Annotated in this window: 24 protein-coding genes; 7 read left to right on the top strand and 17 right to left on the bottom strand. The window is 42.0% G+C overall.

Annotation, left to right across the window (positions count from 1 at the left end):
* Positions 1 to 50: 50 nt before the first annotated feature.
* Together AC3E9F_RS07630 and AC3E9F_RS07625 are read right to left on the bottom strand one after the other, a co-directional pair.
* Entirely contained in the window at positions 51 to 1,025 is a 975-nt protein-coding gene (locus AC3E9F_RS07630) for a sensor histidine kinase (protein ID WP_263394521.1), read from the bottom strand.
* Positions 1,018 to 1,695: a response regulator transcription factor gene (locus AC3E9F_RS07625; protein WP_000548968.1), complete on the bottom strand. Its 678-nt coding sequence runs from the start codon at positions 1,693 to 1,695 to the stop codon at positions 1,018 to 1,020. Before AC3E9F_RS07625 ends, AC3E9F_RS07630 begins: the two co-directional genes overlap by 8 nt.
* Before the next feature lie 95 nt (positions 1,696 to 1,790).
* Here AC3E9F_RS07625 and AC3E9F_RS07620 point away from each other — a divergent pair, with 95 nt between their 5' ends.
* Positions 1,791 to 2,867: a DUF2974 domain-containing protein gene (locus AC3E9F_RS07620; RefSeq protein ID WP_490672975.1), complete on the top strand. Its 1,077-nt coding sequence runs from the start codon at positions 1,791 to 1,793 to the stop codon at positions 2,865 to 2,867.
* A 104-nt stretch (positions 2,868 to 2,971) separates the two neighbouring features.
* Complete coding sequence (locus AC3E9F_RS07615; protein WP_490672974.1) at positions 2,972 to 3,601, top strand: MBL fold metallo-hydrolase; 630 nt, start codon at positions 2,972 to 2,974, stop codon at positions 3,599 to 3,601.
* 38 nt (positions 3,602 to 3,639) lie between these two features.
* Here AC3E9F_RS07615 and AC3E9F_RS07610 read toward each other — a convergent pair whose 3' ends face one another.
* Complete coding sequence (locus AC3E9F_RS07610; protein ID WP_490672973.1) at positions 3,640 to 5,532, bottom strand: M13 family metallopeptidase; 1,893 nt, start codon at positions 5,530 to 5,532, stop codon at positions 3,640 to 3,642.
* A 180-nt stretch (positions 5,533 to 5,712) separates the two neighbouring features.
* On the opposite strand from AC3E9F_RS07610, the gene AC3E9F_RS07605 reads away from it, so the two are divergent.
* The 5 genes from AC3E9F_RS07605 to AC3E9F_RS07585 all read left to right on the top strand — a co-directional run bounded on the left by AC3E9F_RS07605 (position 5,713) and on the right by AC3E9F_RS07585 (position 9,745).
* Entirely contained in the window at positions 5,713 to 6,435 is a 723-nt protein-coding gene (locus tag AC3E9F_RS07605; protein ID WP_263394518.1) for a metal ABC transporter ATP-binding protein, read from the top strand.
* Positions 6,432 to 7,280 carry a metal ABC transporter permease gene (locus tag AC3E9F_RS07600; RefSeq protein WP_004251242.1) on the top strand — a complete coding sequence of 283 codons (849 nt, stop codon included), beginning with the start codon at positions 6,432 to 6,434 and terminating at the stop codon, positions 7,278 to 7,280. The genes AC3E9F_RS07605 and AC3E9F_RS07600 overlap by 4 nt, the downstream gene beginning before the upstream one ends.
* Positions 7,281 to 7,307: 27 nt before the next feature.
* On the top strand, positions 7,308 to 8,240 hold the full coding sequence (locus AC3E9F_RS07595) for a metal ABC transporter substrate-binding protein (protein ID WP_263394517.1): 933 nt from the start codon (positions 7,308 to 7,310) through the stop codon (positions 8,238 to 8,240).
* A gap of 121 nt (positions 8,241 to 8,361) precedes the next feature.
* Complete coding sequence (gene tpx, locus AC3E9F_RS07590) at positions 8,362 to 8,856, top strand: thiol peroxidase (RefSeq protein WP_049495462.1); 495 nt, start codon at positions 8,362 to 8,364, stop codon at positions 8,854 to 8,856.
* A gap of 238 nt (positions 8,857 to 9,094) precedes the next feature.
* Positions 9,095 to 9,745, top strand: coding sequence for a metal-dependent transcriptional regulator (locus AC3E9F_RS07585; protein ID WP_006152601.1), 651 nt, complete (start codon positions 9,095 to 9,097; stop codon positions 9,743 to 9,745).
* 40 nt (positions 9,746 to 9,785) lie between these two features.
* Here AC3E9F_RS07585 and dtd read toward each other — a convergent pair whose 3' ends face one another.
* The 14 genes from dtd to AC3E9F_RS07515 form a co-directional block, all read right to left on the bottom strand.
* Positions 9,786 to 10,229 carry a D-aminoacyl-tRNA deacylase gene (gene dtd, locus AC3E9F_RS07580; RefSeq protein WP_263394516.1) on the bottom strand — a complete coding sequence of 148 codons (444 nt, stop codon included), beginning with the start codon at positions 10,227 to 10,229 and terminating at the stop codon, positions 9,786 to 9,788.
* Between the two features lie 30 nt (positions 10,230 to 10,259).
* Positions 10,260 to 12,476, bottom strand: coding sequence for a RelA/SpoT family protein (locus tag AC3E9F_RS07575; RefSeq protein ID WP_263394515.1), 2,217 nt, complete (start codon positions 12,474 to 12,476; stop codon positions 10,260 to 10,262).
* A gap of 141 nt (positions 12,477 to 12,617) precedes the next feature.
* The gene (locus AC3E9F_RS07570; protein WP_004251267.1) at positions 12,618 to 13,748 is read right to left on the bottom strand and encodes an ABC transporter ATP-binding protein; all 1,131 of its coding nucleotides are present in this window, start codon (positions 13,746 to 13,748) and stop codon (positions 12,618 to 12,620) included.
* Positions 13,749 to 13,860: 112 nt separating this feature from the next.
* Entirely contained in the window at positions 13,861 to 14,730 is an 870-nt protein-coding gene (locus AC3E9F_RS07565; RefSeq protein WP_263394514.1) for a PucR family transcriptional regulator, read from the bottom strand.
* Between the two features lie 3 nt (positions 14,731 to 14,733).
* Positions 14,734 to 15,120 carry a Mini-ribonuclease 3 gene (locus AC3E9F_RS07560; protein WP_263394513.1) on the bottom strand — a complete coding sequence of 129 codons (387 nt, stop codon included), beginning with the start codon at positions 15,118 to 15,120 and terminating at the stop codon, positions 14,734 to 14,736.
* Positions 15,113 to 16,456, bottom strand: coding sequence for a cysteine--tRNA ligase (gene cysS, locus AC3E9F_RS07555; RefSeq protein WP_263394512.1), 1,344 nt, complete (start codon positions 16,454 to 16,456; stop codon positions 15,113 to 15,115). The genes AC3E9F_RS07560 and cysS overlap by 8 nt, the downstream gene beginning before the upstream one ends.
* A 43-nt stretch (positions 16,457 to 16,499) precedes the next feature.
* On the bottom strand, positions 16,500 to 17,261 hold the full coding sequence (locus tag AC3E9F_RS07550) for a nucleoside phosphorylase (RefSeq protein WP_006152602.1): 762 nt from the start codon (positions 17,259 to 17,261) through the stop codon (positions 16,500 to 16,502).
* Between the two features lie 34 nt (positions 17,262 to 17,295).
* Positions 17,296 to 17,913, bottom strand: a complete 618-nt coding sequence (gene cysE, locus AC3E9F_RS07545) for a serine O-acetyltransferase (protein WP_263394511.1) — start codon at positions 17,911 to 17,913, stop codon at positions 17,296 to 17,298.
* Between the two features lie 14 nt (positions 17,914 to 17,927).
* Positions 17,928 to 20,150, bottom strand: a complete 2,223-nt coding sequence (gene pnp / locus AC3E9F_RS07540; RefSeq protein ID WP_414290482.1) for a polyribonucleotide nucleotidyltransferase — start codon at positions 20,148 to 20,150, stop codon at positions 17,928 to 17,930.
* Between the two features lie 400 nt (positions 20,151 to 20,550).
* Positions 20,551 to 21,411 (bottom strand): methylenetetrahydrofolate reductase [NAD(P)H], encoded by an 861-nt coding sequence (metF, locus tag AC3E9F_RS07535; RefSeq protein ID WP_247912957.1) that lies wholly within the window; start codon positions 21,409 to 21,411, stop codon positions 20,551 to 20,553.
* Positions 21,412 to 21,473: 62 nt separating this feature from the next.
* Complete coding sequence (gene metE, locus AC3E9F_RS07530) at positions 21,474 to 23,723, bottom strand: 5-methyltetrahydropteroyltriglutamate--homocysteine S-methyltransferase (RefSeq protein WP_490672972.1); 2,250 nt, start codon at positions 23,721 to 23,723, stop codon at positions 21,474 to 21,476.
* Between the two features lie 356 nt (positions 23,724 to 24,079).
* Positions 24,080 to 24,373, bottom strand: coding sequence for a helix-turn-helix domain-containing protein (locus AC3E9F_RS07525; protein WP_263394508.1), 294 nt, complete (start codon positions 24,371 to 24,373; stop codon positions 24,080 to 24,082).
* 184 nt (positions 24,374 to 24,557) lie between these two features.
* Positions 24,558 to 24,923, bottom strand: a complete 366-nt coding sequence (locus AC3E9F_RS07520) for a TIGR02328 family protein (protein WP_263394507.1) — start codon at positions 24,921 to 24,923, stop codon at positions 24,558 to 24,560.
* Entirely contained in the window at positions 24,907 to 25,311 is a 405-nt protein-coding gene (locus AC3E9F_RS07515; protein ID WP_263394506.1) for a YbgA family protein, read from the bottom strand. The genes AC3E9F_RS07520 and AC3E9F_RS07515 overlap by 17 nt, the downstream gene beginning before the upstream one ends.
* Positions 25,312 to 25,315 lie beyond the last annotated feature (4 nt).

The following is a 25,315-nucleotide window of genomic DNA, read 5'->3' as shown; positions in this document are numbered from 1 at the left end:
AAGACAATTGAGAGGCTAGGACTTTTGTCCCAGCCTCTTCACAATTCTTTTCATTCAATCAGTAAATTCACTTCAGAGAATTTAATCCTCACCGTTGTTCCTTGTCCAAGTTCGGATTCTATTTGAATCTGATGTCCTAATTCTTGGCTGATTTTCTGGGTTAGATAGAGCCCAAGTCCAGATGACTGCTGGGTCATTCGACCATTATATCCTGAAAATCCACGTTCAAAGACTCGCAACCGATCACTGTTTTTAATGCCAATCCCAGTATCTTTGATGCAAAGTTCTTGACCATCCATATAGATTTCAACCCCACCTGCATTTGTGTACTTGAGGCTATTTGACAGGATTTGTTCAATGACTACCAACAGCCATTTCTTGTCTGTAACAATGCTTCTATCCAAGTCATGCAGATTAATACTTAGATCTTTCTGGATAAAGAAAATGGCATATTTACGAATGACTTCTTTGACCAGATCTTCTAAATTTTCTTTCTTCAAAACCAAATCATCATGGAAGCTTTCTAAGCGTAGATATTGGAGAACGAGGTTGGTATATGAATCAATCTTAAAAATTTCCTGTTCCAACTGTTGCTTCAGTTGGCGATCCTCCACCTCACTCACTAGGAGTTTACTGGCTGCAATTGGTGTTTTTATCTGATGAACCCAGAGTGTATAGTAGTCCACCAAATCATTATAGCGGTTTTCAGCATCTGATTTCTTTTGATAGAGTTCAGATTCGCTTTTCTCTAATTTTTCAGTTAGAAGGACTTCCATTGGTGACTTAGCTTTTCTTTCGCCATAGAGCAATTCCTTACGATAACGTTGCAATTCTATCAAGAAATCAAATACCAAAAACAAAAATGTCAAAAATGTAAATAGAAAGAAGAAATAGTTAAAGTAGGGCCCTTGCTTATCAAACAAGATTTCAAAGAGAAAAAGCAAACCTGTAAGCGATAGAATAAAAGCAAAAAAACGGCTACGCGAACGGATATAAGCTAGAAAAAAACTTTTAAGTTCAAGCATGTTTCAATCCGTACCCTATCCCTTTCTTAGTTTCGATAAAACCAATCAAACCTTCTTCCTCCAGTTTCTTGCGCAAGCGAGCGACATTAACAGATAAGGTATTGTCATCGATAAAAAAGTCACTGTTCCAGAGTTCCCGCATCAAGTCGTCACGCGCTACGATATTTCCTGCATGCTCAAATAAAACTCGCAAAATCTGAAATTCATTCTTGGTTAGGCTGATAGCTTTGCCATTGACATGCACATCCATAGACTTGGTATTGAGGATAACTCCTGCATATTCTAAAAGACTTTCATCCCTTCCAAATTCATAGGAACGGCGCAATAATCCTTGTACCTTGGCTAAAAGGACCTGCTGGTCAAAAGGCTTGGTCACAAAATCATCTGCTCCCATATTAATAGCCATCACGATGTCCATAGCCTGGTCTCTTGAAGACAAAAACATAATAGGAACTTTGGAAATCTTGCGAATTTCCTGACACCAATGATAACCATTAAAGAGAGGCAATCCAATATCCATCAGGACCAGATGAGGCTCAGACTGAACAAATAACGTCAGAACTTCCATAAAGTCTTCTACCATGACTACTTCAAAACCCCATTCAGAGAGCATTTTCCCAACTTGCTGACGGATTACTGGATCATCTTCTACTAGTAAAATCTTATGCATCTGCTCCTCCTTTTTTTATATTATAGCAAAATTCTTCTGACTACTAGCGAAATTGATACAAATCTGATATGATAAAAGTTAAGAAAGGAATTCTCATGGCCAATATTTTTGACTATCTAACTGATGTTCAATACGATTCTTTTTATGATCTTCCCTTAAATGAACTGGATGTACTTGCTTTGACAGAGCTGACTTATCTTCCTTTTGATAACTTATTGGACCAGCCTGTCAATCGTTTAAGCGATGTCGCAACACGTGTCCCTCGAGAAAGTACCATGCTGACCAATAAAGAACGTCTGCAACTTTTAGACCAGCTTGCCCAACACAAACGTTTTAGAAATTGCAAGCTCTCTAACTTTGTCAACGATATTGATGAGGAACTCCAAAAGCAATTCGCTGCTATGACCTATCGTCTGAACCTAGATACCTATCTGATTGTCTTTCGTGGCACAGACGACAGTATTATTGGCTGGAAGGAAGATTTCCATATGACCTATATGAAGGAAATCCCTGCCCAAAAGCATGCTCTTGAATACTTGGAAGATTTCTTTAAACAATATCCAAAGCAAAAAGTAATGGTTGCTGGGCATTCTAAGGGTGGTAATCTAGCCGTCTTTGCTGCTAGTCAAATCCAGCCTGAATTACAGGAAAAGATCTCAGCAGTTTATACCTATGATGCTCCTGGTTTGCAGGCTCATCTGACTGAAACAACTGGCTACCAAGACATTATTCCTAAAATCCATCGTTATGTACCCCAGGGATCTGTCATTGGAATGATGCTGGAAGTGCCTGATACTCCTATCGTCGTCAAATCTACGGCTCTCGGTGGAATCGCTCAACACAATACTTTCAGCTGGCTAACTGAAGGACACCACTTTGTCCAACTAGAGGAAATTAGTAGCGAAAGTCTCCAAATCAAAGACGCTCTTAAAGAATGGGTGGATAGTGTTCCCGATGAAGAACTAGAGCTCTACTTTGATCTCTTTTTCGGAACCATCCTAGAATCTGGAATCACTTCCATCAATGATTTATCTTCTAGAAATGCTATCGACCATGTTCGACAACTTGTTTCTCAAGCCCAGACACTAGAGCCCGAGCAAGTCGAAATCTTAAAAAACCTGACACAACTCCTACTGGATGCACGCTTCCAAGCCTGGAAAAATCATTTTTAAAAAGTTAAAAGTCCCTTCCTTTATGGAGGGACTCTTTTGTTGATTCCTTATTTTATTCTTCTGTGTTATACTAGAAACTGTAAATCTATGAAAGAGGAAATCCTATGAAAATCCATAAAACTGTGAATCCTGTCGCCTATGAAAATACTTATTATCTTGAAGGGGAGCAACACCTGATTGTAGTCGATCCTGGTAGCCATTGGGAGGCCATTCGCAAGACTATCGAAACCATCAACAAACCGGTCTGTGCCATTCTTCTGACCCACACTCACTATGATCACATCTTGAGTCTGGACTTGGTCAGAGATACTTATGGAAATCCTCCAGTCTATGTGGCAGAAAGTGAAGCTTCTTGGCTCTATACTCCTGTTGACAACCTTTCAGGACTCCCTCGACACGATGATATGGCGGATGTCATCTGCAAACCAGCTGAACACACTTATGTCTTTCATGAAGAATACCAGATTGAGGAATTCCGCTTCACAGTCTTACCAACGCCGGGCCACTCAATCGGTGGAGTTTCATTGGTTTTCCCAGATGGACACTTGGTCTTAACGGGAGATGCCCTTTTCCGAGAAACCATTGGTCGGACAGATTTGCCAACTGGTAGTATGGAACAACTCCTTCATAGTGTCCAAACCCAGCTCTTCACCCTTCCAAACTACGATGTCTATCCAGGACATGGTCCTGCTACGACCATCGCTCACGAAAAAACTTTCAATCCATTTTTCTAAAACATAAAAACCAAGGACAATCATCCTTGGTTTTTTGATTACCAAATAATCACACGGTCTTCTGGTGAACGCCACATGCCGTCGCCTTCTTTGACATCATAGGTTGTAAAGAAGTCGTCAAAGTTTGGCACTTGGACGTTGACACGGAGTTTAGCTGGCGCGTGTACGTCGACGCTAGCCATGAGTTTCATCAACTCTGGGCGACCTTTCATACGCCAGATACGTGCAAAGTTATGGAAGAACTCTTCAGCTGAGAAGTCTGGTTCTCTCTTGGCAGCTTCAAGGGCTGCAGCAATTCCTCCTAGGTCGGCAACGTTTTCTGATACCGTTAGTTTTCCGTTGATCCTTGCACCGTAAGATTCTTGGCCATCAAACTGGTCGATAACCTTCTGAGTTTTTTCTTTAAAGGCAGCATAGTCACTCTCTGTCCACCAGTCCTTGAGACTACCATTTTCATCAAAGGAAGCCCCATTTGTATCAAAGGCATGAGAAATTTCATGGGCGATAACCGCTCCGATACCACCATAGTTGGCAGAAGATGACTGATGCAAGTCATAGAATGGCGCCTGTAAAATAGCAGCCGGAAAGACAATCAAGTTCTTTTGTGGATTGTAGTAGGCATTAACCATATGAGCAGGCATTCCCCACTCCTTGTAGTCAACTGGCTGGTTCCACTTGCTCCAACTGTGCTTGATTTCTACACGCGCAAAGGCTAGGGCATTCTCAAAGAGGCTAGCAGATTCATCCACTACCTTATCCTTATAGCGAGCTGGCAGTTCTTCTGGATAACCGATATAAGGCTTGATGACATTGAGTTTGACGATGGCTTTTTCTCGAGTTTCAGGAGTCAGCCAGTCATTTTTAGCCAAACGTTCCTTATAAACGTCAATCATGGTCGCCACTTTTTTCTCTACGTCCGCCTTAGCTTCTGGAGAGAATTTTTCGTGGGCATACCAAAGGCCGAGAGCTTGTTTAAAAGGTCCTTGAGCTAAGTGGTAAGCAGCCTTGCGCTTGTCTTGGGCTTCTGGAACTCCTGAAAGGGCACGGCCATAAGCACCTGACAAAATGCGAATCTCATCTGTCAAATAGCTTGTTGAAAGATTGACCACACTCAAGATCAAGCTTGCCTTGAGTAAAGGCCAAGCTTCTTCACTATAGAATTGCTCTGCTGCTTGCCAGAAACGTTCTTCATCTACGATAACCTTATCTGGAGTTTGTCCAATCACAACTTGGAAGAAGTCATCGAGAGGTAGGGCAGGGGCAAACTTTTTGAAATCTTCATAAGAATAAGGATGGTAAAGTTTGGCATATTCTGAACTTTCTTCATTAGAGAGGACTACAGCTGCGATACGACGGTCCAATTCCAATCGTTTCTCTAAAAGATCTTCGATTTCTTCATCTGAGAAGTTATAGGCTTTGAGGAGATTAGAAGTACTTTCTTTCCAAAAGTTCAATAATTCCTCACGCTGAGGATGGTCTTCCGCATAGTAGGTTGTATCAGGCAAGATAGTTCCTGGAGCACTAGCCCAGAGAACATTGGTTCTAGCATCCATAAAGTCTGGTGATACTCCAAATGGAAGAAAGTTTGGTTTACCAGCTAATTCAAACTCTGCTAGTTTACTTGCGAAATCCGCAAAACTTTCTAAATTCTGGTATTCCTTCAATAAAGGAAGGACTGGCTCAATTCCATCTGCTTCTCGCTTATCGAAATCTCTCACCATGCTGTGGTACTTGACAAAGTTTGCTAAGATGGCATCTTCTGGCACATCTTCTCCTGCCAACCACTTGTCCGTCGTCGTTAGCATCAACTCTTCAATTTCTTCGTCAAGGTCGATAAAACCACCTGTTCTCGATTTATCTGCTGGAATAACAGCAGTCTTTTCCCACTCACCATTTATGGCATCATAAAAATCATCTTGATAACGTGTCATCTTGTTCTCGCTTTCCTAATTTCACTTATTCTTAGCTTAGCAAAAATCCCTGGGGAATGCAATTAAAAATGCCGTCTCTTACTGATCGATTTCATCATTAATATTTTAAATTTTTACCAAAATTAACTTGACTTAAAAATAAAATTAAGGTATATTAAAATCCAGGAGGAATACAACTGTATGATACGTATCGAAAACCTCAGTGTCTCCTACAAAGAAACGTTGGCACTTAAGGATATTTCACTAGTGCTCCAAGGACCAACGATTACCGGAATTATTGGTCCAAACGGCGCCGGGAAATCAACATTATTAAAAGGTATGCTGGGCATTATCCCACATGAAGGACATGCTTTTATCGAAGATAAAGAAATGAAAAAATCTCTTAAGAAAGTTGCCTATGTCGAGCAAAAAATTCATATCGACTACAACTTCCCTATCAAGGTAAAAGAATGTGTCTCTCTGGGACTCTATCCATCCATTCCACTCTTTCACACTTTAAAAGCAAACCACTGGCAAAAGGTGGCTGAAGCACTAGAAATTGTTGGACTTTCTGACTACGCAGATCGTCAGATTAGTCAACTCTCTGGTGGCCAATTCCAGCGTGTCTTGATTGCCCGCTGTCTAGTTCAAGATGCTGATTATATTCTCTTAGACGAGCCCTTTGTTGGGATTGACTCAGTCAGTGAAGAAATTATCATGAACACGCTGAGAGATCTTAAAAAGGCTGGCAAGACTGTCCTTATCGTTCACCATGACCTCGGCAAGGTTGCCCATTATTTTGACCAGGTACTCCTTCTCAACAAGGAGCTAATTGCCTTTGGTCCAACAAAGGAGACCTTCACCCAAGCCAATCTCAAACAAGCTTATGGTGACCGACTCTTTTTCAATGGAGGTGACCTATGATTGCAGAATTTATAGATGGATTGCAGAACTTCCACTTTCTCCAAAATGCCTTGATTACAGCTGTTGTGATTGGTATTGTTGCTGGAGCGGTCGGATGCTTTATCATTCTCCGTGGGATGTCCCTTATGGGAGATGCTATCTCGCACGCTGTCTTACCTGGTGTAGCTCTTTCTTTTATTTTAGGAATTGACTTCTTTATTGGTGCTATCATCTTTGGACTGCTTGCCTCTGTCATCATCACCTACATCAAGGGGAACTCTATTATCAAGAGTGACACTGCCATTGGGATTACCTTTTCATCTTTATTGGCTCTGGGCATTATCTTGATTAGTGTGGCTAAAAGCTCGACTGACCTCTTCCATATTCTCTTTGGGAATATCTTAGCTGTGCAAGACATAGACATGTATATTACCATCGGTATGGGAGCTCTCATTCTATTGATTATCGGGATTTTCTTCAAGCAACTCTTGATTACATCCTTTGATGAACTCCTAGCCAAAGCTATGGGCATGCCAGTTAATTTCTACCACTATCTACTCATGATACTCTTGACTTTGGTGTCAGTGACTGCTATGCAAAGTGTCGGAACCATCCTTATCGTAGCCATGCTGATTACTCCAGCCGCGACAGCTTATCTTTACGCCAATAGTCTAAAGACCATGATTTTTCTTTCATCAGGCTTGGGAGCTCTAGCTTCTGTCTTGGGACTTTTTATCGGTTATAGCTTTAACCTGGCTGCAGGTTCAAGTATCGTGCTGACATCTGCAAGTTTCTTTCTCATCAGTTTCTTTATCGCACCAAAACAACGTTATCTGAAGCTGAAAAATAAAAAAATCAAACAATAACGAGGGAAGCCCCTCTGGAGGAATCTAATGAAAAAAATAGGTGCATTGCTGGTTCTCTTTCTTTCCGTAATTGCTCTTGTAGCATGTTCTACTGGAAAAAAAGACACAGCATCTACAAACCAAAAACTAAAGGTTGTAGCAACTAACTCTATCATCGCTGATATTACTAAAAATATCGCAGGAGACAAGATTGATCTTCATAGTATCGTGCCTGTAGGACAAGATCCACACGAGTACGAGCCACTACCAGAAGACGTCAAGAAAACGTCGCAAGCCGACTTAATTTTCTACAATGGTATCAACCTTGAAACAGGTGGAAATGCCTGGTTTACAAAATTAGTTGAGAATGCTAAGAAAACTGAAAACAAAGACTACTTTGCAGTTAGTGAAGGCGTTGATGTCATCTACCTAGAAGGGGAAAATGAAAAAGGGAAAGAAGACCCACATGCTTGGCTCAACTTAGAAAACGGGATTATTTATGCGCAAAACATTGCTAAGCAACTCATCGCTAAAGACCCTAACAACAAGGAATTCTACGAAAAGAATCTCAAAGAATACACTGAAAAACTAGACAAGCTTGACAAGGAAGCCAAAGAGAAATTTAACGCTATTGATGCGGACAAGAAACTCATCGTAACCAGCGAAGGATGTTTTAAATACTTCTCTAAAGCTTACGGTGTCCCAAGTGCTTACATCTGGGAAATCAATACTGAAGAAGAAGGAACACCTGACCAAATCAAGACTTTGGTTGAAAAACTTCGCCAAATGAAGGTTCCATCACTATTTGTTGAATCCAGTGTCGATGATCGTCCAATGAAGACTGTTTCTAAAGACACAAATATCCCAATCTACGCACAAATCTTTACTGACTCAATTGCTGAAGAAGGTAAAGAAGGTGACAGCTACTACAACATGATGAAATACAACCTTGACAAGATTTCTGAAGGTTTGTCTAAATAATCATTTTAAAAAACGTCAGTCACCATGAATTGGCGTTTTTTGTCTATTTAAATTTCGGTCAAATTATTGGAAGAGTCTGAACGTTTAATGTAAAATGAAAGAAAAAAGATTGGAGTAGCTTATGACTACATTCCTTGGAAACCCTGTTACGTTTACAGGAAAACAACTACAAGTAGGAGATAAAGCACTTGATTTCTCTCTCACAACGACTGACCTCTCTAAAAAAACACTGGCTGACTTTGAAGGCAAGAAAAAGATCTTGAGTGTCATCCCTTCTATCGATACAGGCATCTGCTCGCTTCAGACTCGTCGCTTTAACCAAGAATTGGCTAGCTTAGACAACACTGTTGTCCTAACGGTATCTATGGACCTTCCATTTGCACAAAAACGCTGGTGTGGTGCAGAGGGAATTGAGAATGCCATCATGCTTTCAGACTACTTCGACCATTCCTTTGGACGCGATTACGCCCTCTTAATCAATGAATGGCATCTGCTTGCACGCGCAGTTTTTGTTCTCGATGCCGATAATACCATCCGCTACGTCGAATACGTAGACAATATCAACAGCGAGCCAGACTTTGAAGCCGCCATTGCAGCTGCAAAAGAACTCAACTAAGTCCAGCTCTTGTAGCAATAGAGAGTGGGACGGAAATCGGTAATTCTTTAGAATTCGATTTCGTCATCCCACCTCCGCACAGTTGAGTAGGGCTGTAAAAGCTGATGAAATCAGTGTAGTAGAGTCCACTCAACCACTGCGTCTTGCTCGACAATCCAAAGACAATTGAGAGGCTAGGACTTTTGTCCCAGCCTCTTTTTTGGTATACTAGATGGAGATAATAAACAAGGAAATGCGAATGACACCAAATAAAGAAGACTACTTAAAATGTATTTATGAGATTGGCATGGATGTTCCTAAGATTACCAACAAGGAAATTGCTGCTCGGATGCAGGTATCTCCTCCAGCTGTAACTGAAATGATTAAGCGTATGCAGTCTGAAAATCTCATCTTAAAAGATAAGAAGAAAGGATACTTGCTAACCGATATTGGGCTAACACTTGTATCAGAACTTTATCGTAAACATCGTCTGATTGAGGTTTTTCTGGTCCACCATCTAGACTATACCAGTGACCAAATTCATGAGGAAGCTGAAGTATTAGAACATACCGTTTCAGACTTTTTTGTAGAGAGATTAGAAAGTATGCTAGGTTTCCCAAAAACTTGCCCTCACGGTGGTACCATTCCTGCTAAAGGAGAGCTTTTGGTTGAAATCAACAACCTACCACTATCAGAAACCAAAGAAGCTGGAACCTATCTCCTGACTCGGGTTCACGATAGTTTTGATCTCCTAAAATATCTGGAAAAACATGCCATCAATATCGGAGACAAACTCCAAGTTCAACAGTTTGATGACTTTTCTAACACCTTTACTTTGATTCATAAGAACGAAGAACTCTTGGTAAGTCTAGAAATCGCCAAACAGCTCTATGTTGAAAAGATGAACTAAATACGTCACAAAAAAACCAAGCTAACAAGCTTGGTTTTTCTTATCTATTTTTTGTATCAAGGATGATAGTTACCGGCCCATCATTGACCAGTTCTACCTGCATATCTGCTCCAAAGATACCTGTTTCAACAGGAACCTCTTTGGCTAGTTCCTGGTTAAAGTCTTGATAGAAGGCCTCAGCCATATCAGGTTTGGCAGCACCTGTAAATGCTGGTCGATTGCCCTTCTTTGTATCGGCAAACAGAGTGAATTGAGAGATGGAGAGTATTTCTCCTTGGATATCCTTGACAGATAGGTTCATCTTGCCTTCGTCATCTGAAAAGATCCGCATATTGACCAGTTTTCTGACTGCATACTCCAAATCCTCTTTCTGATCCTCAGGTCCAACCCCCACTAAGAGCAAGAGCCCTTGTTTGATTTGACCATGAATCTGCCCCTCAATAGAAACCTGAGCTTCCTTGACGCGCTGAACGATGATTTTCATAGAAATCCTTTCTAACTATATCACGCCAACTTAACCATTGGTCCGTTTGACTGAGTAGACTTCTGGTACACTCTTAATCTTATCAACTACAGTAGTTAACGTTGAAAGATTTGAAATTCCAAAGGATACATGGATATTAGCAAATTTCATATCCTTGGTTGGCTGGGCGTTAACTGTTGAGATATTCTTAGTTGTATTGGATAGGACTTGCAAGATATCATTCAAAAGACCAGAACGGTTGAGTCCATAGATGTCGATATGAGCCATATATTCCTTGGTTGAGAATTGGTCTTCCCACTCAACATCGAGTAGACGTTGCTCGTAGTTTTCCTGTGAACGAAGGTTCATACAGTCCACACGATGGATGGCAACACCACGACCTTTGGTAATATAGCCAACGATATCATCACCTGGAACAGGATTACAACATTTGGCAATCCGTACCAAGAGACCAGAGGCACCCTCGATGACAACGCCACCTTCATGCTTAACCTTTAGAGTTTCCTTGTTTTCAACCTTGACTTCGCCACCCTTGACCAGTTCTTCTGCTTCTGCCTTGGCTTTTGCACGTTCTTCTTCACGACGTTCCTTCTCCGTCAAACGGTTAAAGACGGTAATGGCTCCGATTTCTCCAAAACCAATCGCAGCAAAGAGAGCTTCTTCTGTCTTGTAGCTGGTTTTTTGAAGGACTTCATCCATGTGACGCTTGTCCATAAATTTATTGGCCACATAGCCGTTTTCTTGAAGCTGACTAATCAGCATTTCACGGCCTTTATTGATGGACAATTCTTTATCCTGGTTTTTAAAGAACTGACGAATTTTGTTACGGGCCTTGCTGGTCTTAACCATGTTGAGCCAGTCACGACTTGGTCCAAATGAATTTGGATTGGTGATGATTTCAACCTGGTCACCCGTTTTCAGCTTGGTAGTCAAAGGAACCATACGTCCATTAACCTTGGCACCAGTTGCTTTTTCCCCGATCTTGGTATGAATCTCATAGGCAAAGTCAATCGGTCCAGAATCCTTTGGCAGAGAACGAACCGCTCCATCTGGAGTAAAGACATAAATCTCCTCAGCCAGATAGTTTTCTTTGACAGTATCTACAAATTCCTTGGCATCATCCGCCTGGTCTTGGAGTTCCATCATCTCCTTGATCCAGTTCATTCCAATAGCAGATTCCTTGCTATTAACTTGACCCTTGATTCCTTTTTTGTAGGCCCAGTGAGCCGCAACTCCGTACTCAGCAACCTCGTGCATTTCCTTGGTACGAATCTGGAACTCAATCGGCCCTTTTGGTCCATAAACAGTCGTATGGATAGACTGGTACCCATTGGCCTTACGATTGGCAATGTAGTCCTTGAAACGACCTGGCATTGGTTTCCATAGCTCATGGACATAGCCCAACATAGCATAGACATCACTCTGAGTATCCAAGATACAGCGAATAGCAATCAAGTCATAGATTTCCTCAAAGCGTTTTTTCTTGTCCTGCATCTTACGGTAAATAGAGTAGATATGCTTTGGACGACCATAGATTTTTCCTGTCAGGTTGCGCTCAGATGAATACTCCTCGAGTTTCGTCACAACTTCATCGACCAAGGCTTCACGTTCTTGACGTTTCTCCTTCATCATATGAGTTATCTTGTAAAACTCTGTCGGATTTAGATAACGGAAGGAAAGGTCTTCTAGTTCCCACTTAACACTTGAAATCCCCAGACGGTGAGCAAGTGGTGCGTAGATTTCCATGGTTTCTCGGGAAATACGTTCTTGCTTGTCCTTACGAAGATGCTTGAGGGTGCGCATATTGTGCAGACGGTCAGAAAGTTTGACCAAGATAACACGGATATCCTCAGACATAGCCATGAGCATCTTGCGGTGGTTTTCAGCCAACTGCTCTTCAAATGACTTGTATTCAACCTTACCAAGCTTAGTAACCCCATCTACAATTACTCGAACATCATGTCCAAACTCACGCTCTAAGTCATCCAAAGTAGCATCTGTGTCTTCTACCACGTCATGCAAAAAACCACAGGCAACAGTGACAGCGTCCAGCTTGAGCTTAGCCAAGATACCTGCTACCTGGATAGGGTGGATAATGTAAGGCTCGCCTGATTTACGATATTGGCCACTGTGGCACTCTACAGCATAAACCAAGGCCTTATGGACAAAAGCCACATCTTCTTTCGATAAATATTTTTGCGTTAAAGCGACGACTTCATCGCCAGAATAAATTACTTCTTTTGGCATGCATACTCTCCAGTTCTTCCTACCATTTTAACACTTTTTGATCAATAAGAAAACTAGAAAAGCCTATTCCATAAGACTTTGCTGAAGTCTAAAAAACACTACTAGAGAAACTCTAGTAGTGTTGATTGATTCAAATCTATCTTAGTAAACTGTCTTTTCAGTTTCTACGTCAAAGAAGTGAGCTTTGTTCAAGTCAAATCCAAGTTCAACTGTAGCACCAGCTTGCAAGTAGTCACGTGCGTCAACCTTAGCAACGAATTCATCTTTACCAACTTGGCAGTATAGGTGAGATTCTGAACCAAGCAATTCTGATACAGAGATCGTTGCTTTAACAACTGATTCTGGGAATGTTTCAAGGAAAGCAGGTTCTGCGTTCACGTCTTCTGGACGGATACCGAAGATCAATTCTTTACCTTCGTAACCTTTATCGCGAAGAACTTTCAAAGCACCTTCTGGAACTTTCAAGTTAAAGGCGTCACCAACGATGTGGTCACCGATCAATTTTACGTTGATGAAGTTCATAGCTGGGCTTCCGATGAATCCTGCTACGAATTTGTTAACTGGGTTTTTGTAAACTTCTTGAGGAGTACCGATTTGTTCAACACGTCCGATAGTACCAGTACCAGCAGGGTTTTTAGTAGCTGACATGATAACGATACGGTCTGCAAGTGTCATCGCTTCTGTTTGGTCGTGAGTTACGTAGATAGTTGTAGCTCCGATACGACGGTGGATTTTAGCGATTTCAGCACGCATAGATACACGAAGTTTTGCATCCAAGTTTGACAAAGGTTCGTCCATCAAGAATACTTTTGCATCACGGACGATCGCACGACCCATGGCAACACGTTGACGTTGACCACCTGAAAGGTCAGCTGGTTTACGATCCAAGAATTCTTTCAAACCAAGAATTTCTGCTGCTTCTTGTACACGTTTGTCGATGTCTTCTTTGCTGTATTTACGCAATTTCAAACCGAAAGCCATGTTATCGTATACAGTCATGTGTGGGTAAAGAGCGTAGTTTTGGAATACCATGGCGATGTCACGGTCTTTTGGAGCTACGTCATTGACAACAACGCCATCGATAGATGCAGTACCTTCTGTGATATCTTCAAGACCTGCAATCATACGGAGAGTAGTTGATTTACCACATCCTGAAGGTCCTACGAAAACGATAAATTCTTTGTCTTTGATGTCCAAGTTGAAGTCTTCAACTGAGTAGTGTTCGCTGTTTGGATATTTTTTGTAAATGTTTTTAAGATTTAATTCTACCATTTCGGTGAACTCCTTTAATTTTTGATAGATTTATTATAAATGAAAACGCTTTACATTTCTATGGCAAGGTGACCAAAAAAATAAAAAAGTTCTGTGCAACTTGCACAAAACTTTATATAATATCTGGTAAAATCAATTGATAACACAAGGTCAAATCTGTCAATTCTTTCAACTGAAGCCCTGTCAACTCTTCCCATTTATCAATCTTGTATTGAAGAGAATTGCGGTGCAAATACAGTTGCTGAGCTGTTTTAGTTAGAACTGCACTATTTTCCCATAAGGAGAGAATGATTTCTTGAATTTGATCCTGATCCAAAATCATCTGGTGTAGATAATCTTTGATCAAACCAAGATCCACCATTTGTTCACCCATACTCCAAAGGTAGAGCTGTGAAAACGTGTGGAATCCTTGGTGTCCTTGTCGCCACCAGTTTTTGAACAAGTCACGTTCTGCTTTGATGAGATCTGTCAAACTCTGATTTCCTGTTTGCGACCAAACCTGCCCCAGCATGATGGATAAGCGAACCCCAAAATCGTATTCTACTGCTTCCAAGGTATCCATCAAGATAGAGCGAACAGAAGTGTATTTGTCCTGTTGGAGAACAAATAGGTAATCCTGAGCTCCCACCTGAAGCACTGTCTCGCAATTAGGAAAGAGGGTTCTCATCATATACAACCAAGAAGTCAGGTTTTCCTGTTGGTAATAAGAAAGGTGACAATAGACAACTTGTAGCTTTTTAAAGCTCTGCGGTGCTTGTCCCTTGCCTTCAATCAAATAGCTATACCATGGATTGAGAGAGATGGTTTGTTCCTGCTGGGTTAAGAGAGCCACCAACTGTTTCTCACGTTCACTAAGTCCAGCTTCTTCCAGTAAAACCCACTGATTTGCGGATACTGGAAGCGTCAGATAGCCTTCCTTATCGACTGGTTGGTCTACGATTTGAGCTTGTGGAAACCAGTCTAGTAATTCTTTTGCAATCATTTCCTAGCCCTCCACTTTTTGGATACACCAAGAAATCAAGGTTTCGAGGCGTTCCATATTTTCGGTCATATGGAGATAACCCATGACCGCTTCAAAACCAGTCGACATACGGTAGGTCACTACATCTGCATTCTTGGCCTTGGTATGACTATTGGTGTTGCGGCCTCGTTTATAGATTTCTTCTTCCTTTTCCGTTAGAACTTCTTCTTCTAACATAAGGGAAATCAAGCGGGCCTGAGCCTTAGCCGATACATACTTGGTTGCCTCTTGGTGGAGTTTATTGGGTTTGGTCATGCCTTTGAGAATGAGATGGCGACGAATATACATAGAGTAAACTGCATCTCCTTCAAAGGCTAGCGCAATCCCGTTAATGAGATTGACATCAATCACGTGTCCACCTCACTCCATCCTTGGTATCAAGTAGTTTAATCCCTTGAGCAGCTAGCTGGTCACGGATTTGGTCAGCCGTCGCAAAGTCGCGATTAGCACGCGCTTCTTGACGTTTTTGAATCAAAGCTTCAATCTCTTCATCCAAAACTTCCTCGACAAAGACAATACCAAAGACCTCTAACATAGCCGCAAGAGCTTCCTTAACCGCTGCATCATAGTTGCCTGAGTTGATCCACTTGGCCATTTCAAAGACGACTGTGATACCATTTGCTGTATTGAAATCCTCATCCATTGCAGCTACGAACTTATCTTTAAAAGCTTGCAACTCCTCTGCATCTACAGTTCCAGTAAATGGTTGCTCATAAGTGTTCTTCAGATACTTGAGATTGGTCTCGGCATCACGCACAGCCTTTTCCGTAAAGTTGATAGGTTTGCGGTAATGCTGAGTCGCAAAGAAGAAACGAAGCACTTGGCCGTCGATCGTTTCGAGGGCATCGTGTACCGTAATAAAGTTACCCAAAGACTTGGACATCTTGACATTGTCAATGTTGACAAAACCATTGTGCATCCAGTAGTTGGCAAAGGTCTTACCTGTCTTGGCTTCTGACTGGGCAATTTCGTTGGTGTGGTGTGGAAACTCAAGGTCAGCTCCACCACCGTGAATATCGATAGTATCACCCAAAATCTCCGTTGACATAACCGAACACTCGATATGCCAGCCTGGACGACCAGGACCCCAAGGACTGTCCCAAGAAATCTCACCTGGTTTGGCTGCTTTCCAAAGAGCAAAATCTACCGGATTTTCCTTTCGAGCTGTTTCTTCGTCTGTCCGACCTGAAGCACCTAACTCCAAGTCTTCTAGGGTTTTATTGGCTAACTTAGCATAGTTGTGGGATTTTTCCACACGGAAGTAGACATCCCCTTGACTCTCATAGGCATAGCCTTTTTCAATCAGGTCAGAGACAAAGCGGATGATATCAGCCATAAACTCGACTACACGAGGATGACGAGTCGCAGGCTTCACACCAAGAGCCGTCACGTCCTCACGAAAGGCAGCGATATACTTGTCCGCTACTTCTTGAGGTGTGATACCTTCTTCCTTAGCACGGTTGATAATCTTATCATCCACATCCGTGAAGTTAGAAATATAGGCAACCTCATAGCCACGATACTCAAAGTAGCGACGAATGGTATCGAAGGCTACTGTCGAACGGGCATTCCCTACGTGAATGTAGTTGTATACAGTTGGCCCACAGACATACATCTTAACCTTGCCGTCCTCGATTGGGACAAATTCTCGCAAATCACGAGACATGGTGTCATAGATTTTAATCACTCACTGACTCCTTTCTGTATCTTGTTTATCGTAAAGAGTCGTTTCAATCCAACTCTCTAGCAATTACTAATGCTATCTCAAAGAAAGTCATAGCATCTGCTTTTCTTTCTTCGTATCTTGCATCCCACTCATGATTATGATGGTCAACATAATCAGCTGTATAAAAAAATTGATAAACTTTTGCTTGTCGAAATTGTGCCCAAGCCATGATTGCTGAGGCTTCCATATCTACAACAGTCGCACCTGCTGCTAGTCTACGTTTGACCTTATCAGCTGTTTCACGATAGAAAGCATCTGTGGTCCAAGCCTTTGTTCGAATGTGCTCAATATCAGATTTGTTTAAAGCTTCTTCTATGGTTAAGAGTAGAGTTTCATCATAAGCTATTTCATCACTTGCAGGAGCGTAATGATAACTTGTACCTTCATCACGTAGAGCTGAACTTGGTAGGATAATCTTATCTGCCTGAATAGACTGATCTAGAACTCCGCAAGAACCCAAAACAATAAAGTTCTTAAATCCTCTTGCTTTGAGTTCTTCTAAGAGTCCAACAACCATCGGGGCTCCAATCGTAGCTATAGCAACTGCTACCTTACTCCCATCTTTTTCATAGATATACCATGGAAATCTACCATTTAGATTGGTTAGATAGCCACCTTCGTAAACATCTTCAAACTGCTTTACTCGTTCAACGATTTCTCCATTAAAAGATAAAATAATCGTATCACAGATTTCTCCACCACTAAGGAGGCTTCGATCAGTTGGCTCGATAACAGCAGGTACATTTTCAAATTCTTCTAATAGCATCGACCTAACCTCCTAATTAAAGAGTCACTTCTCATTACAAACCAGACGACCTGTGACTGGCTTCTCTAGCATGCTCAAGTTTATTGACGTAGTATTCACGTTTTTCTTCGACTTCGTGAATGGTTGGTTCATCCTTTTGCCCGTGAACACGAACAATCTTAGCAGGAATGCCGACAACCGTCACATCACTAGGAACATCTGCCACAACGACAGCAGCGGCACCGACTTTGGCATTTTCACCGATTTCTACAGGTCCGATGACTTGGGCATGAGCAGAGATGAGAGCTCCTTTACGAACGGTCGGATGGCGTTTGCCACTATCCTTACCTGTCCCACCCAGAGTAACCCCATGGTAGAGAAGAACACCTTTTTCAACGATAGCTGTTTCCCCAATCACAAGTCCTGATCCATGGTCAATAAAGACACCTGATTCAATCTGAGCTCCAGGGTGAATCTCTATCTGCGTCCAAAAACGCCAAAACTGGCTGTGCATACGAGCTAAAAGCTTAAAGCCATGTTTCCAGAGAAAATGAGAGAGACGGTGAGCAGCCAAGGCTTTGACACCCGGATAGGTCAGCAAGACTTCCAAGGTAGTGCGAGCCGCTGGATCATTTTCTTTTACGATATCAATGGTTTCACGCCACCATCCCATACATTTCTCCTTTCTTATTCTGAGTCTTTTGGTGTTTCTGTAGTTTCTTTCTTAGGTTTGTGGTCCTTGTGGTGGTGACGAGGACGATCGCCATGACGATGACCTTTATCCCCTTTTTCTTCTGAACGTTCAGGTTTTGGAGGACGTGGCAAGAGTGCCTTCATAGAAGCATCTACACGACCTTTTTCATCAATCTTAATAACCTTCACATCTACAAAATCACCAATTTGAACTAAATCTTCTACATTATTAGTACGAGTCCAAGCCATTTCAGAGATGTGTACGAGGGCATCTGTCTTGTCAAAGAGGTTGACAAAGGCACCAAATTTCTCGATACGAACAACTTTGGCATGGTAGACTTCGTCCACTTTAGCTTCACGAACCAAACCAGCAATGATTTCTTTAGCACGGTTGATAGCATCTTGGTCGCTAGAGTAGATAGATACGTTACCTTCTTCGTCGATGTCAATCTTAACGCCTGTTTCAGCGATGATCTTATCGATGGTTTCTCCACCCTTACCGATGACAATCTTAATCTTGTCCACATCAATCTTGATGGTATCAATTTTCGGTGCAGTTGGAGCCAATTCTGGACGAACTTCTGGAATAGTTGCTTCGATCACATCAAGGATTTCAAAACGAGCTTTCTTGGCTTGAGCAAGAGCTTCCGTCAAGATTTCTGCAGTAATCCCTTGGATCTTGATATCCATCTGAAGGGCTGTAATCCCGTCGCGAGTACCTGCAACCTTAAAGTCCATATCTCCAAAGTGGTCTTCCAAACCTTGGATATCTGTCAATACTGTATAGTTGTTACCATCTGAGATGAGACCCATAGCAATCCCTGCTACTGGCGCCTTGATTGGCACACCACCAGCCATAAGGGCAAGAGTGCCAGCACAGATAGATGCTTGAGATGAAGAACCGTTTGATTCCAAGACTTCTGCTACCAAACGAATCGCGTATGGGAATTCTTCCAAGCTTGGCAATACTTGAGCAAGAGCACGCTCCCCAAGAGCACCGTGACCAATTTCACGACGACCAGGTGCACCGTAACGTCCAGTTTCCCCTACAGAGTATTGAGGGAAGTTATAGTGGTGCATAAAGCGTTTCTTGTACTCTGGATCCAAACCATCGATGATTTGCGTTTCACCCATTGGCGCCAAAGTCAAGATAGAAAGAGCCTGAGTCTGTCCACGAGTAAAGAGACCTGAACCGTGCACACGGGGAACGAAGTCAACAACCGCATCCAAAGGACGGATTTCATCGACCTTACGACCATCAGGACGAACCTTGTCTTCTGTGATCAAACGGCGCACTTCTGCGTGTTCCATTTGTTCCAAAATTTCAGCCACATCACGCATGATACGGTCAAATTCTTCGTGGTCTGCATATTTTTCTTCGTAAACTGCTGTGACTTGGTCTTTCACTGCTTGAGTTGCAGCTTCACGCGCCAATTTTTCTTCTACTTGGACTGCTTTTTGAAGGTCGCTGTTGTAGGCTGCGATGATTTCAGCTTGCAATTCAGCATCTACATGAAGCAATTCTACTTCTGCTTTTTCTTTACCAACTGCCGCAACTATTTCTTCTTGGAAGGCAATCAATTCTTTAACAGCTTCATGTCCTTTGAGAAGAGCTTCCAACATGATTTCTTCTGACAATTCTTTGGCACCAGACTCTACCATGTTGATGGCGTGTTTAGTACCTGCTACTGTCAATTCAAGAAGCGATTGCTCTGCTTGTTCTTGTGTTGGGTTGATGATGATTTGGCCATCCACATAACCTACTTGTACCCCAGCGATAGGTCCGTCAAACGGAATATCTGAGATAGAAAGTGCCAATGATGAACCAAACATGGCTGCCATAGGTGCAGATGCATTTTCATCGTAAGAAAGAACCGTATTGATGACTTGCACTTCATTACGGAAACCTTCCGCAAACATCGGACGGATTGGACGGTCGATCAAACGCGCTGTCAAGGTCGCATCAGTAGAAGGACGTCCTTCACGTTTCATAAAGCCACCAGGAAATTTCCCAGCCGCATACATTTTTTCTTCGTAGTTGACTTGAAGTGGGAAGAAATCACCAGTTGCCATTTTCTTAGACATGACGGCAGCAGTCAAGACAGTTGACTCACCATAACGCACGACAACAGAGCCATTTGCTTGCTTAGCAACCTGACCAGTCTCTACGATCAACTCACGACCCGCAAAAGTCGTTTGAAACACATGTTTTGTCATTTTAATCCCCTTTGGATTGTTAATATTATACGCCTTGCCTACAAAAATCAAGATATTTTGGACGGTTCGGCCTGCCGAACATTTCTGTAGAAAAATAGGAAGGTGACGCCGCACTCGATGAGTGCTAGGAAGCTTATCTTTTTTCCTAAGAAATGAGGCCAAAATTCAATTATGAATCTTTTTACACTCACTTCGTTCGTATTTTTTATAGACACCAATTATCAGATTTTGATTAAAAAATAATTGACTATTAAAAAACCTTTATAACCTAAATACCCTCATCTTTGTATCAAGTACGTACAGAGTCTATTTTATCATATTTTTGTCAAAAAGTACGGTCTTTTCTATAAAAAAGGAACCATTCTGCTATGAAAAGAAGAATGGTTTGCTTTTGATTATTTTAAGGTTGATGATTGAACAAGGCATGGGTTGCTTGGTGGATGTACTGAGCAGTGTCTGCGTTGTTCATGGTGTAGAGATGCACGCCTGCTACGTCTTGCGTTACCAAGTCCACGATTTGGTCTACGGCATAGGCAAGTCCTGCTGCTCTGAGTGACTCAGGGTCATTCTCATACTTGTCCAAGATAGCCTTAAATTTACGTGGGAGATGAATATTCTCACAAGTCTTCAAGAGACGAAGAGCTTGGTTACGATTCAGGATTGGCATGATACCTGCATGAATGGGAACATCAATCCCTGCCAAGGTACACTTGTCTTGGAAATCGTAGAAACGCTCATTGTCAAAGAATAACTGAGTGACAAGACTTGAACAGCCTGCATCTACTTTTCTCTTGAGATTTTGAATATCTGAGATTTGGTTTGGTGAATCCGGGTGCCCTTCTGGGTAACAAGCTCCAATAATATCAAAATGTGGCGCCTGCTCAGTGATAAACTCAATCAAGTCTGTGGCGTAACGGAAATCCTTCTGTGGCTCAACACCTGGAATGATATCCCCACGCAAAGCCAAGATTTTCTGAACACCAACTTTATCCAAATCCGCAATGGTCTCAGCCACCTTATCCTTAGTCAAATAGATAGCTGGCAAGTGAGCAATGGTTGGGATCTCCAAGTCATTTTGGATATAGTCTGCCAAACGAACCGTCGTCTCTTTGATATTAAATTTATTATTACTAGCAGTCACACTGATGAAGTGTGGTGCCAAGCCCTGCATGTCTTTCAGGGCTGCAATAATTTTGTCATTGCCTACTTCTGGGTTTGGAGGGAAAACTTCAAATGAGAGGGACGGTGTTTGACGTGACATATGTATGAACCTTTTCTAGTTGATTTCTTACTGATCAACCGTGTAGAGAGAACTGTCTTTTCTTACAATTTCTCACGCGCAGCTTTTGCAGCGTCTACTAGGCGGATCAAGCTTTCTTTCGTTTCTGGGATACCACGTGTTTTCAAACCACAGTCAGGGTTGATCCATACTTTCTTGCTTGGTACTTTAGCAAGGATGGCTTCGATGGTGTGGTCGATTTCGCCTTCGTTAGGCACACGAGGAGAGTGGATATCGTAAACTCCAGGACCCACTTCTGTCTGGAAGTTTTGAGCTTTGAGTTCGTCCAAGATTTCAAGATTTGAACGGCTAGCTTCAAATGAGATAACATCCGCATCCATGTTGTCGATAGCTGGGATGATATCTGTAAATTCTGAGTAACACATGTGAGTGTGGATTTGTGTATCTGGTGCTACTGTTGAGTGTACCAAGCGGAAGGCTGGAATAGCCCAGTCAAGGTAGTCTTCGTACCAGTCGCTACGACGGAGTGGCAATTTCTCACGAAGAGCAGCCTCGTCGATTTGGATGATTTTCACGCCTGCAGCTTCAAGGTCAAGAACTTCATCCTTGATTGCAAGAGCGATTTGAAGAGTAGAATCCTTGATAGAGATGTCTTCACGTGGGAATGACCAGTTAAGGATGGTAACAGGTCCAGTCAACATACCTTTAACAGGTTTGTCAGTACGTCTTTGTGCGTAGCTAGACCATTTCACAGTGATTGGGTTGAGACGAGTCACATCACCCCAGATGATTGGTGGTTTAACCCCACGCATACCGTATGATTGTACCCAACCATTCTTAGAGAAGAGGTAACCTGACAAGTTTTGACCGAAGTACTCAACCATGTCATTACGTTCGAATTCACCGTGTACAAGCACGTCAAATCCAACTTCTTCTTGCCATTTGATCCATTCGTCGATGGTTTCAGCAATGAAGGCATCGTATTCTTCGTGTGACAATTCACCCTTACGGAAGGCCAAACGTTTAGCACGAACTTCCTTCGTTTGAGGGAATGAACCGATAGTTGTTGTTGGAAGAGCTGGAAGTTTGAAGGCATCTTCTTGAATAGCTTCACGTTCTGCAAAGGCTGGCAAACGAGTGTAGTCTGCATCTGTCAATCCTGCGATACGGGCACGAAGTTCCGCATTTTCACCAACACGTTCAGTCGCAAAGAGTTCTTTGTTTGCTGCAAGAGCTTCTGCACCTTGACCATTGCGGATAGCATCCAAGTCACGGATTTCATCCAATTTTTCAACTGCGAAAGCAAAGTGGTTCAAGATAGCTGGTTCAAATTCTTCGTTAGCTGTTGTAAATGGCACATGAAGAAGTGAACATGAGCTTGTCAAAACGATGTTTTCAGCTGGGATTTGCTCAAGAACAGCCAAGCTCTTTTCGTAGTTGTTGCGCCAGATGTTCTTACCATTGACAATACCTGCATAAAGAGTCTTATCAGCTGGGAATCCACCTTTAACGAGTTCAAGAGTTTTCTTACCTTCAACGAAGTCAAGACCAATCGCATCTACTGGCAATTTCACAAGGTCAGCGTAAACGTCACGAACGTCTCCAAAGTAAGTTTGAAGCAAGACTTCAAGACCTTTTTTGTCAGCCAAAAGCTTGTTGTAGATGTTCAAGAAGAGTGCTTTTTCTTCTTCTGTCAAGTCTTTTACAAGAGCTGCTTCGTCGAGTTGGATACGAGTTGCACCAAGTTCAGCCAATTTCGCAAAAACATCTTGGTAAGCAGCCACTAAGCTATCTACGAAGTCTTCTGCTTTCACACCTTCTTCAAAGTCTGACAATTGAAGGAATGTGAATGGACCTACAAGGACAGGACGAGTGTTGAGACCAAGTTCTTTAGCTTCTTGGAACTCATCGAAAATCTTGTGACCAGCTAATTTTACTTGAGTGTCTTTTTCAAATTTAGGAACGATATAGTGGTAGTTCGTATTGAACCATTTCTTCATCGGAAGGGCACGAACATCCCCTTTTTCTCCTTGGTAACCACGTCCCAAAGCAAAGTAACGTTCAAGATCAGACAATTCCAAGTTTTGAACAGATGCAGGAACTACGTTGAAAAGGAAAGCAGCATCAAGGAAGTTGTCATAGTGTGAAAAGTCATTTGATGGAATTTCAGTGATGCCTTTTTCTTTGACGATGTTCCAGTGTTTTGCACGCAATTCTTTCGCAGCAGCCAAGAGTTCTTCTTCTGAGATTTCTTTTCTAAAGTATTTTTCAGTTGTAAATTTTAATTCGCGGAATTCACCCAAACGAGGGAAACCGATAATTGTAGTTGACATGTTTTGTCCTCCAAAAATTGTTGTTGAAACTATCTTAACAGAAAAGAAAGCGTCTGTATAATTGTAAAAAATTAGGCTTTGATATAGTTTGAAACTATATCTCGATTTAAAAGACAAAAAAAGATTTGGAGAAGATTCCCCAAATCCTTTGATAAATATAGATTAGTAACCTTTCAAGGTTGCTATATTCTTTATAAAATGACAGTAAATTGAAAGCTACCTATGGCTTGGTATTAGAAAAGACTATAGGTTGATTTTCCTTTAGTCATTCTGATATTTCCCTGAAAAGTGCAGACGGGAGGTAAAATTATCCAGTAAATGATTTTAGCAAACCAAGTCAAGTCATTCCATCCCTATCAAGTCTTTTCCTGTTCAAGTGGAACGACTGCTAGTGTCTTTCCTAAACTGGCTAAAACTTTTAAGACCGTATCCAACTGAGGACTAGTCTTTCCTGTTTCCATTCTAGCAATGACAGGCTGGCTCACTCCACTAAGTTCTTCTAGCTTTTTCTGACTTATTCCTTGCTCATGTCTGGCTTCGATCAATTCACTCATGATAGCCACCCGCATATCACTTTCAAGGATTTCCTCCTTGGTAAAAAGTTCTGACCGGATATTCTTCCAATTGCTCCCAATAGCACTATTCTTCATCACTTAACCCTCTTTCCTTTAAGTCCTTCAGTTCACGCTTGGCTTTTTTAAATTATAACTTAAAAGTTATTAAAAGTAAATTCAAATACTTATAAAAAGAAGACCTTAGAAAATTCTAAAGGTCTCATTTTTATGATTCGAAAAAATTACGAAAAGAATTATATATTGGAGAACTTCCTAACTATTACTCCAGCTCTATGCCTTTCTCACGGAGATTGTCCAGACACTCCTCATAGTAGGCATAGTCATGCTCACTATAGATTGGACTTTTCAGCTTTTCCTCTGCTAAGTCTTGATAAGGAGGGCAGGTCTTGCCACGGTAGTTCTTATCCAGCCACTCCGGACTGACCTTGTAGCCACGGCTAGCCATCTCCTCCATGATGAAGCAATGATAGGTATAGAGACGATAGGGCGAGTGGGTAAAGACATAGTCAACCGTCGCATGTTTTCTGCCCCATCCATTGCCACGAAGGGCACAGCACTCTCGATGCTGCCCCAAGAGCTGAGGACGGGGAAGTCGTGAAATCAAATCCTCATGCCAAAGTCTCATGGGAGTCTCCTTTCAGCAAGGTAGAATGTTGCAGATAAGCATTTGGGTATCGTTCAAGCAAATCTCTAGTCCTAGCAATCAAGTCTTCCTTGGAAGCTTGACCAAAGCGATAGCGGTCCAGCAAAAGCATATAGTCTTTGCGTTCATCAAGGCTGGCTTGCTTTTTAAAATAGCCCCAAATATGCTGGAAGGAGTTGCAAACCTGACCCCTGTGCTCTGGAATCTGGCAGGCACGGTCAATCATCTCTTGAACCTGACTCAGCTCCACCACTTCTTGCTTGAGATACTGACGAATGTCCTTGTAAATATTGCTGGAATGGCTCAAAACAAGGTATTTATTTTCCGCCCAGAGTTGCTGACAAAGGGCACGTTGGTTGTTATTTTCCATATTT

The organism is Streptococcus sp. SCPM-O-B-15277 (M60) (assembly GCF_058200335.1).
Note: the sequence above shows the minus strand (reverse complement) of the source record. Positions and strands in the feature narration are given on the sequence as shown.

What these genes read in the sequence shown, in the direction of transcription:
- dtd (WP_263394516.1), bottom strand. Translation starts at nt 10,229, where the DNA reads ATGAAAATCATCGTTCAGCGCGTCAAGGAAGCTCAGGTTTCTATTGAG.
- AC3E9F_RS07610 (WP_490672973.1), bottom strand. Translation starts at nt 5,532, where the DNA reads ATGACACGTTATCAAGATGATTTTTATGATGCCATAAATGGTGAGTGG.
- AC3E9F_RS07575 (WP_263394515.1), bottom strand. Translation starts at nt 12,476, where the DNA reads ATGCCAAAAGAAGTAATTTATTCTGGCGATGAAGTCGTCGCTTTAACG.
- AC3E9F_RS07520 (WP_263394507.1), bottom strand. Translation starts at nt 24,923, where the DNA reads ATGAGACTTTGGCATGAGGATTTGATTTCACGACTTCCCCGTCCTCAG.
- AC3E9F_RS07605 (WP_263394518.1), top strand. Translation starts at nt 5,713, where the DNA reads ATGATACGTATCGAAAACCTCAGTGTCTCCTACAAAGAAACGTTGGCA.
- tpx (WP_049495462.1), top strand. Translation starts at nt 8,362, where the DNA reads ATGACTACATTCCTTGGAAACCCTGTTACGTTTACAGGAAAACAACTA.
- AC3E9F_RS07615 (WP_490672974.1), top strand. Translation starts at nt 2,972, where the DNA reads ATGAAAATCCATAAAACTGTGAATCCTGTCGCCTATGAAAATACTTAT.
- AC3E9F_RS07570 (WP_004251267.1), bottom strand. Translation starts at nt 13,748, where the DNA reads ATGGTAGAATTAAATCTTAAAAACATTTACAAAAAATATCCAAACAGC.
- cysE (WP_263394511.1), bottom strand. Translation starts at nt 17,913, where the DNA reads ATGGGATGGTGGCGTGAAACCATTGATATCGTAAAAGAAAATGATCCA.
- AC3E9F_RS07625 (WP_000548968.1), bottom strand. Translation starts at nt 1,695, where the DNA reads ATGCATAAGATTTTACTAGTAGAAGATGATCCAGTAATCCGTCAGCAA.
- AC3E9F_RS07515 (WP_263394506.1), bottom strand. Translation starts at nt 25,311, where the DNA reads ATGGAAAATAACAACCAACGTGCCCTTTGTCAGCAACTCTGGGCGGAA.
- AC3E9F_RS07600 (WP_004251242.1), top strand. Translation starts at nt 6,432, where the DNA reads ATGATTGCAGAATTTATAGATGGATTGCAGAACTTCCACTTTCTCCAA.
- AC3E9F_RS07630 (WP_263394521.1), bottom strand. Translation starts at nt 1,025, where the DNA reads ATGCTTGAACTTAAAAGTTTTTTTCTAGCTTATATCCGTTCGCGTAGC.
- metE (WP_490672972.1), bottom strand. Translation starts at nt 23,723, where the DNA reads ATGTCAACTACAATTATCGGTTTCCCTCGTTTGGGTGAATTCCGCGAA.
- AC3E9F_RS07565 (WP_263394514.1), bottom strand. Translation starts at nt 14,730, where the DNA reads ATGATTGCAAAAGAATTACTAGACTGGTTTCCACAAGCTCAAATCGTA.
- AC3E9F_RS07620 (WP_490672975.1), top strand. Translation starts at nt 1,791, where the DNA reads ATGGCCAATATTTTTGACTATCTAACTGATGTTCAATACGATTCTTTT.
- AC3E9F_RS07585 (WP_006152601.1), top strand. Translation starts at nt 9,095, where the DNA reads ATGACACCAAATAAAGAAGACTACTTAAAATGTATTTATGAGATTGGC.
- AC3E9F_RS07550 (WP_006152602.1), bottom strand. Translation starts at nt 17,261, where the DNA reads ATGCTATTAGAAGAATTTGAAAATGTACCTGCTGTTATCGAGCCAACT.
- AC3E9F_RS07525 (WP_263394508.1), bottom strand. Translation starts at nt 24,373, where the DNA reads ATGAAGAATAGTGCTATTGGGAGCAATTGGAAGAATATCCGGTCAGAA.
- pnp (WP_414290482.1), bottom strand. Translation starts at nt 20,150, where the DNA reads ATGACAAAACATGTGTTTCAAACGACTTTTGCGGGTCGTGAGTTGATC.
- AC3E9F_RS07595 (WP_263394517.1), top strand. Translation starts at nt 7,308, where the DNA reads ATGAAAAAAATAGGTGCATTGCTGGTTCTCTTTCTTTCCGTAATTGCT.
- metF (WP_247912957.1), bottom strand. Translation starts at nt 21,411, where the DNA reads ATGTCACGTCAAACACCGTCCCTCTCATTTGAAGTTTTCCCTCCAAAC.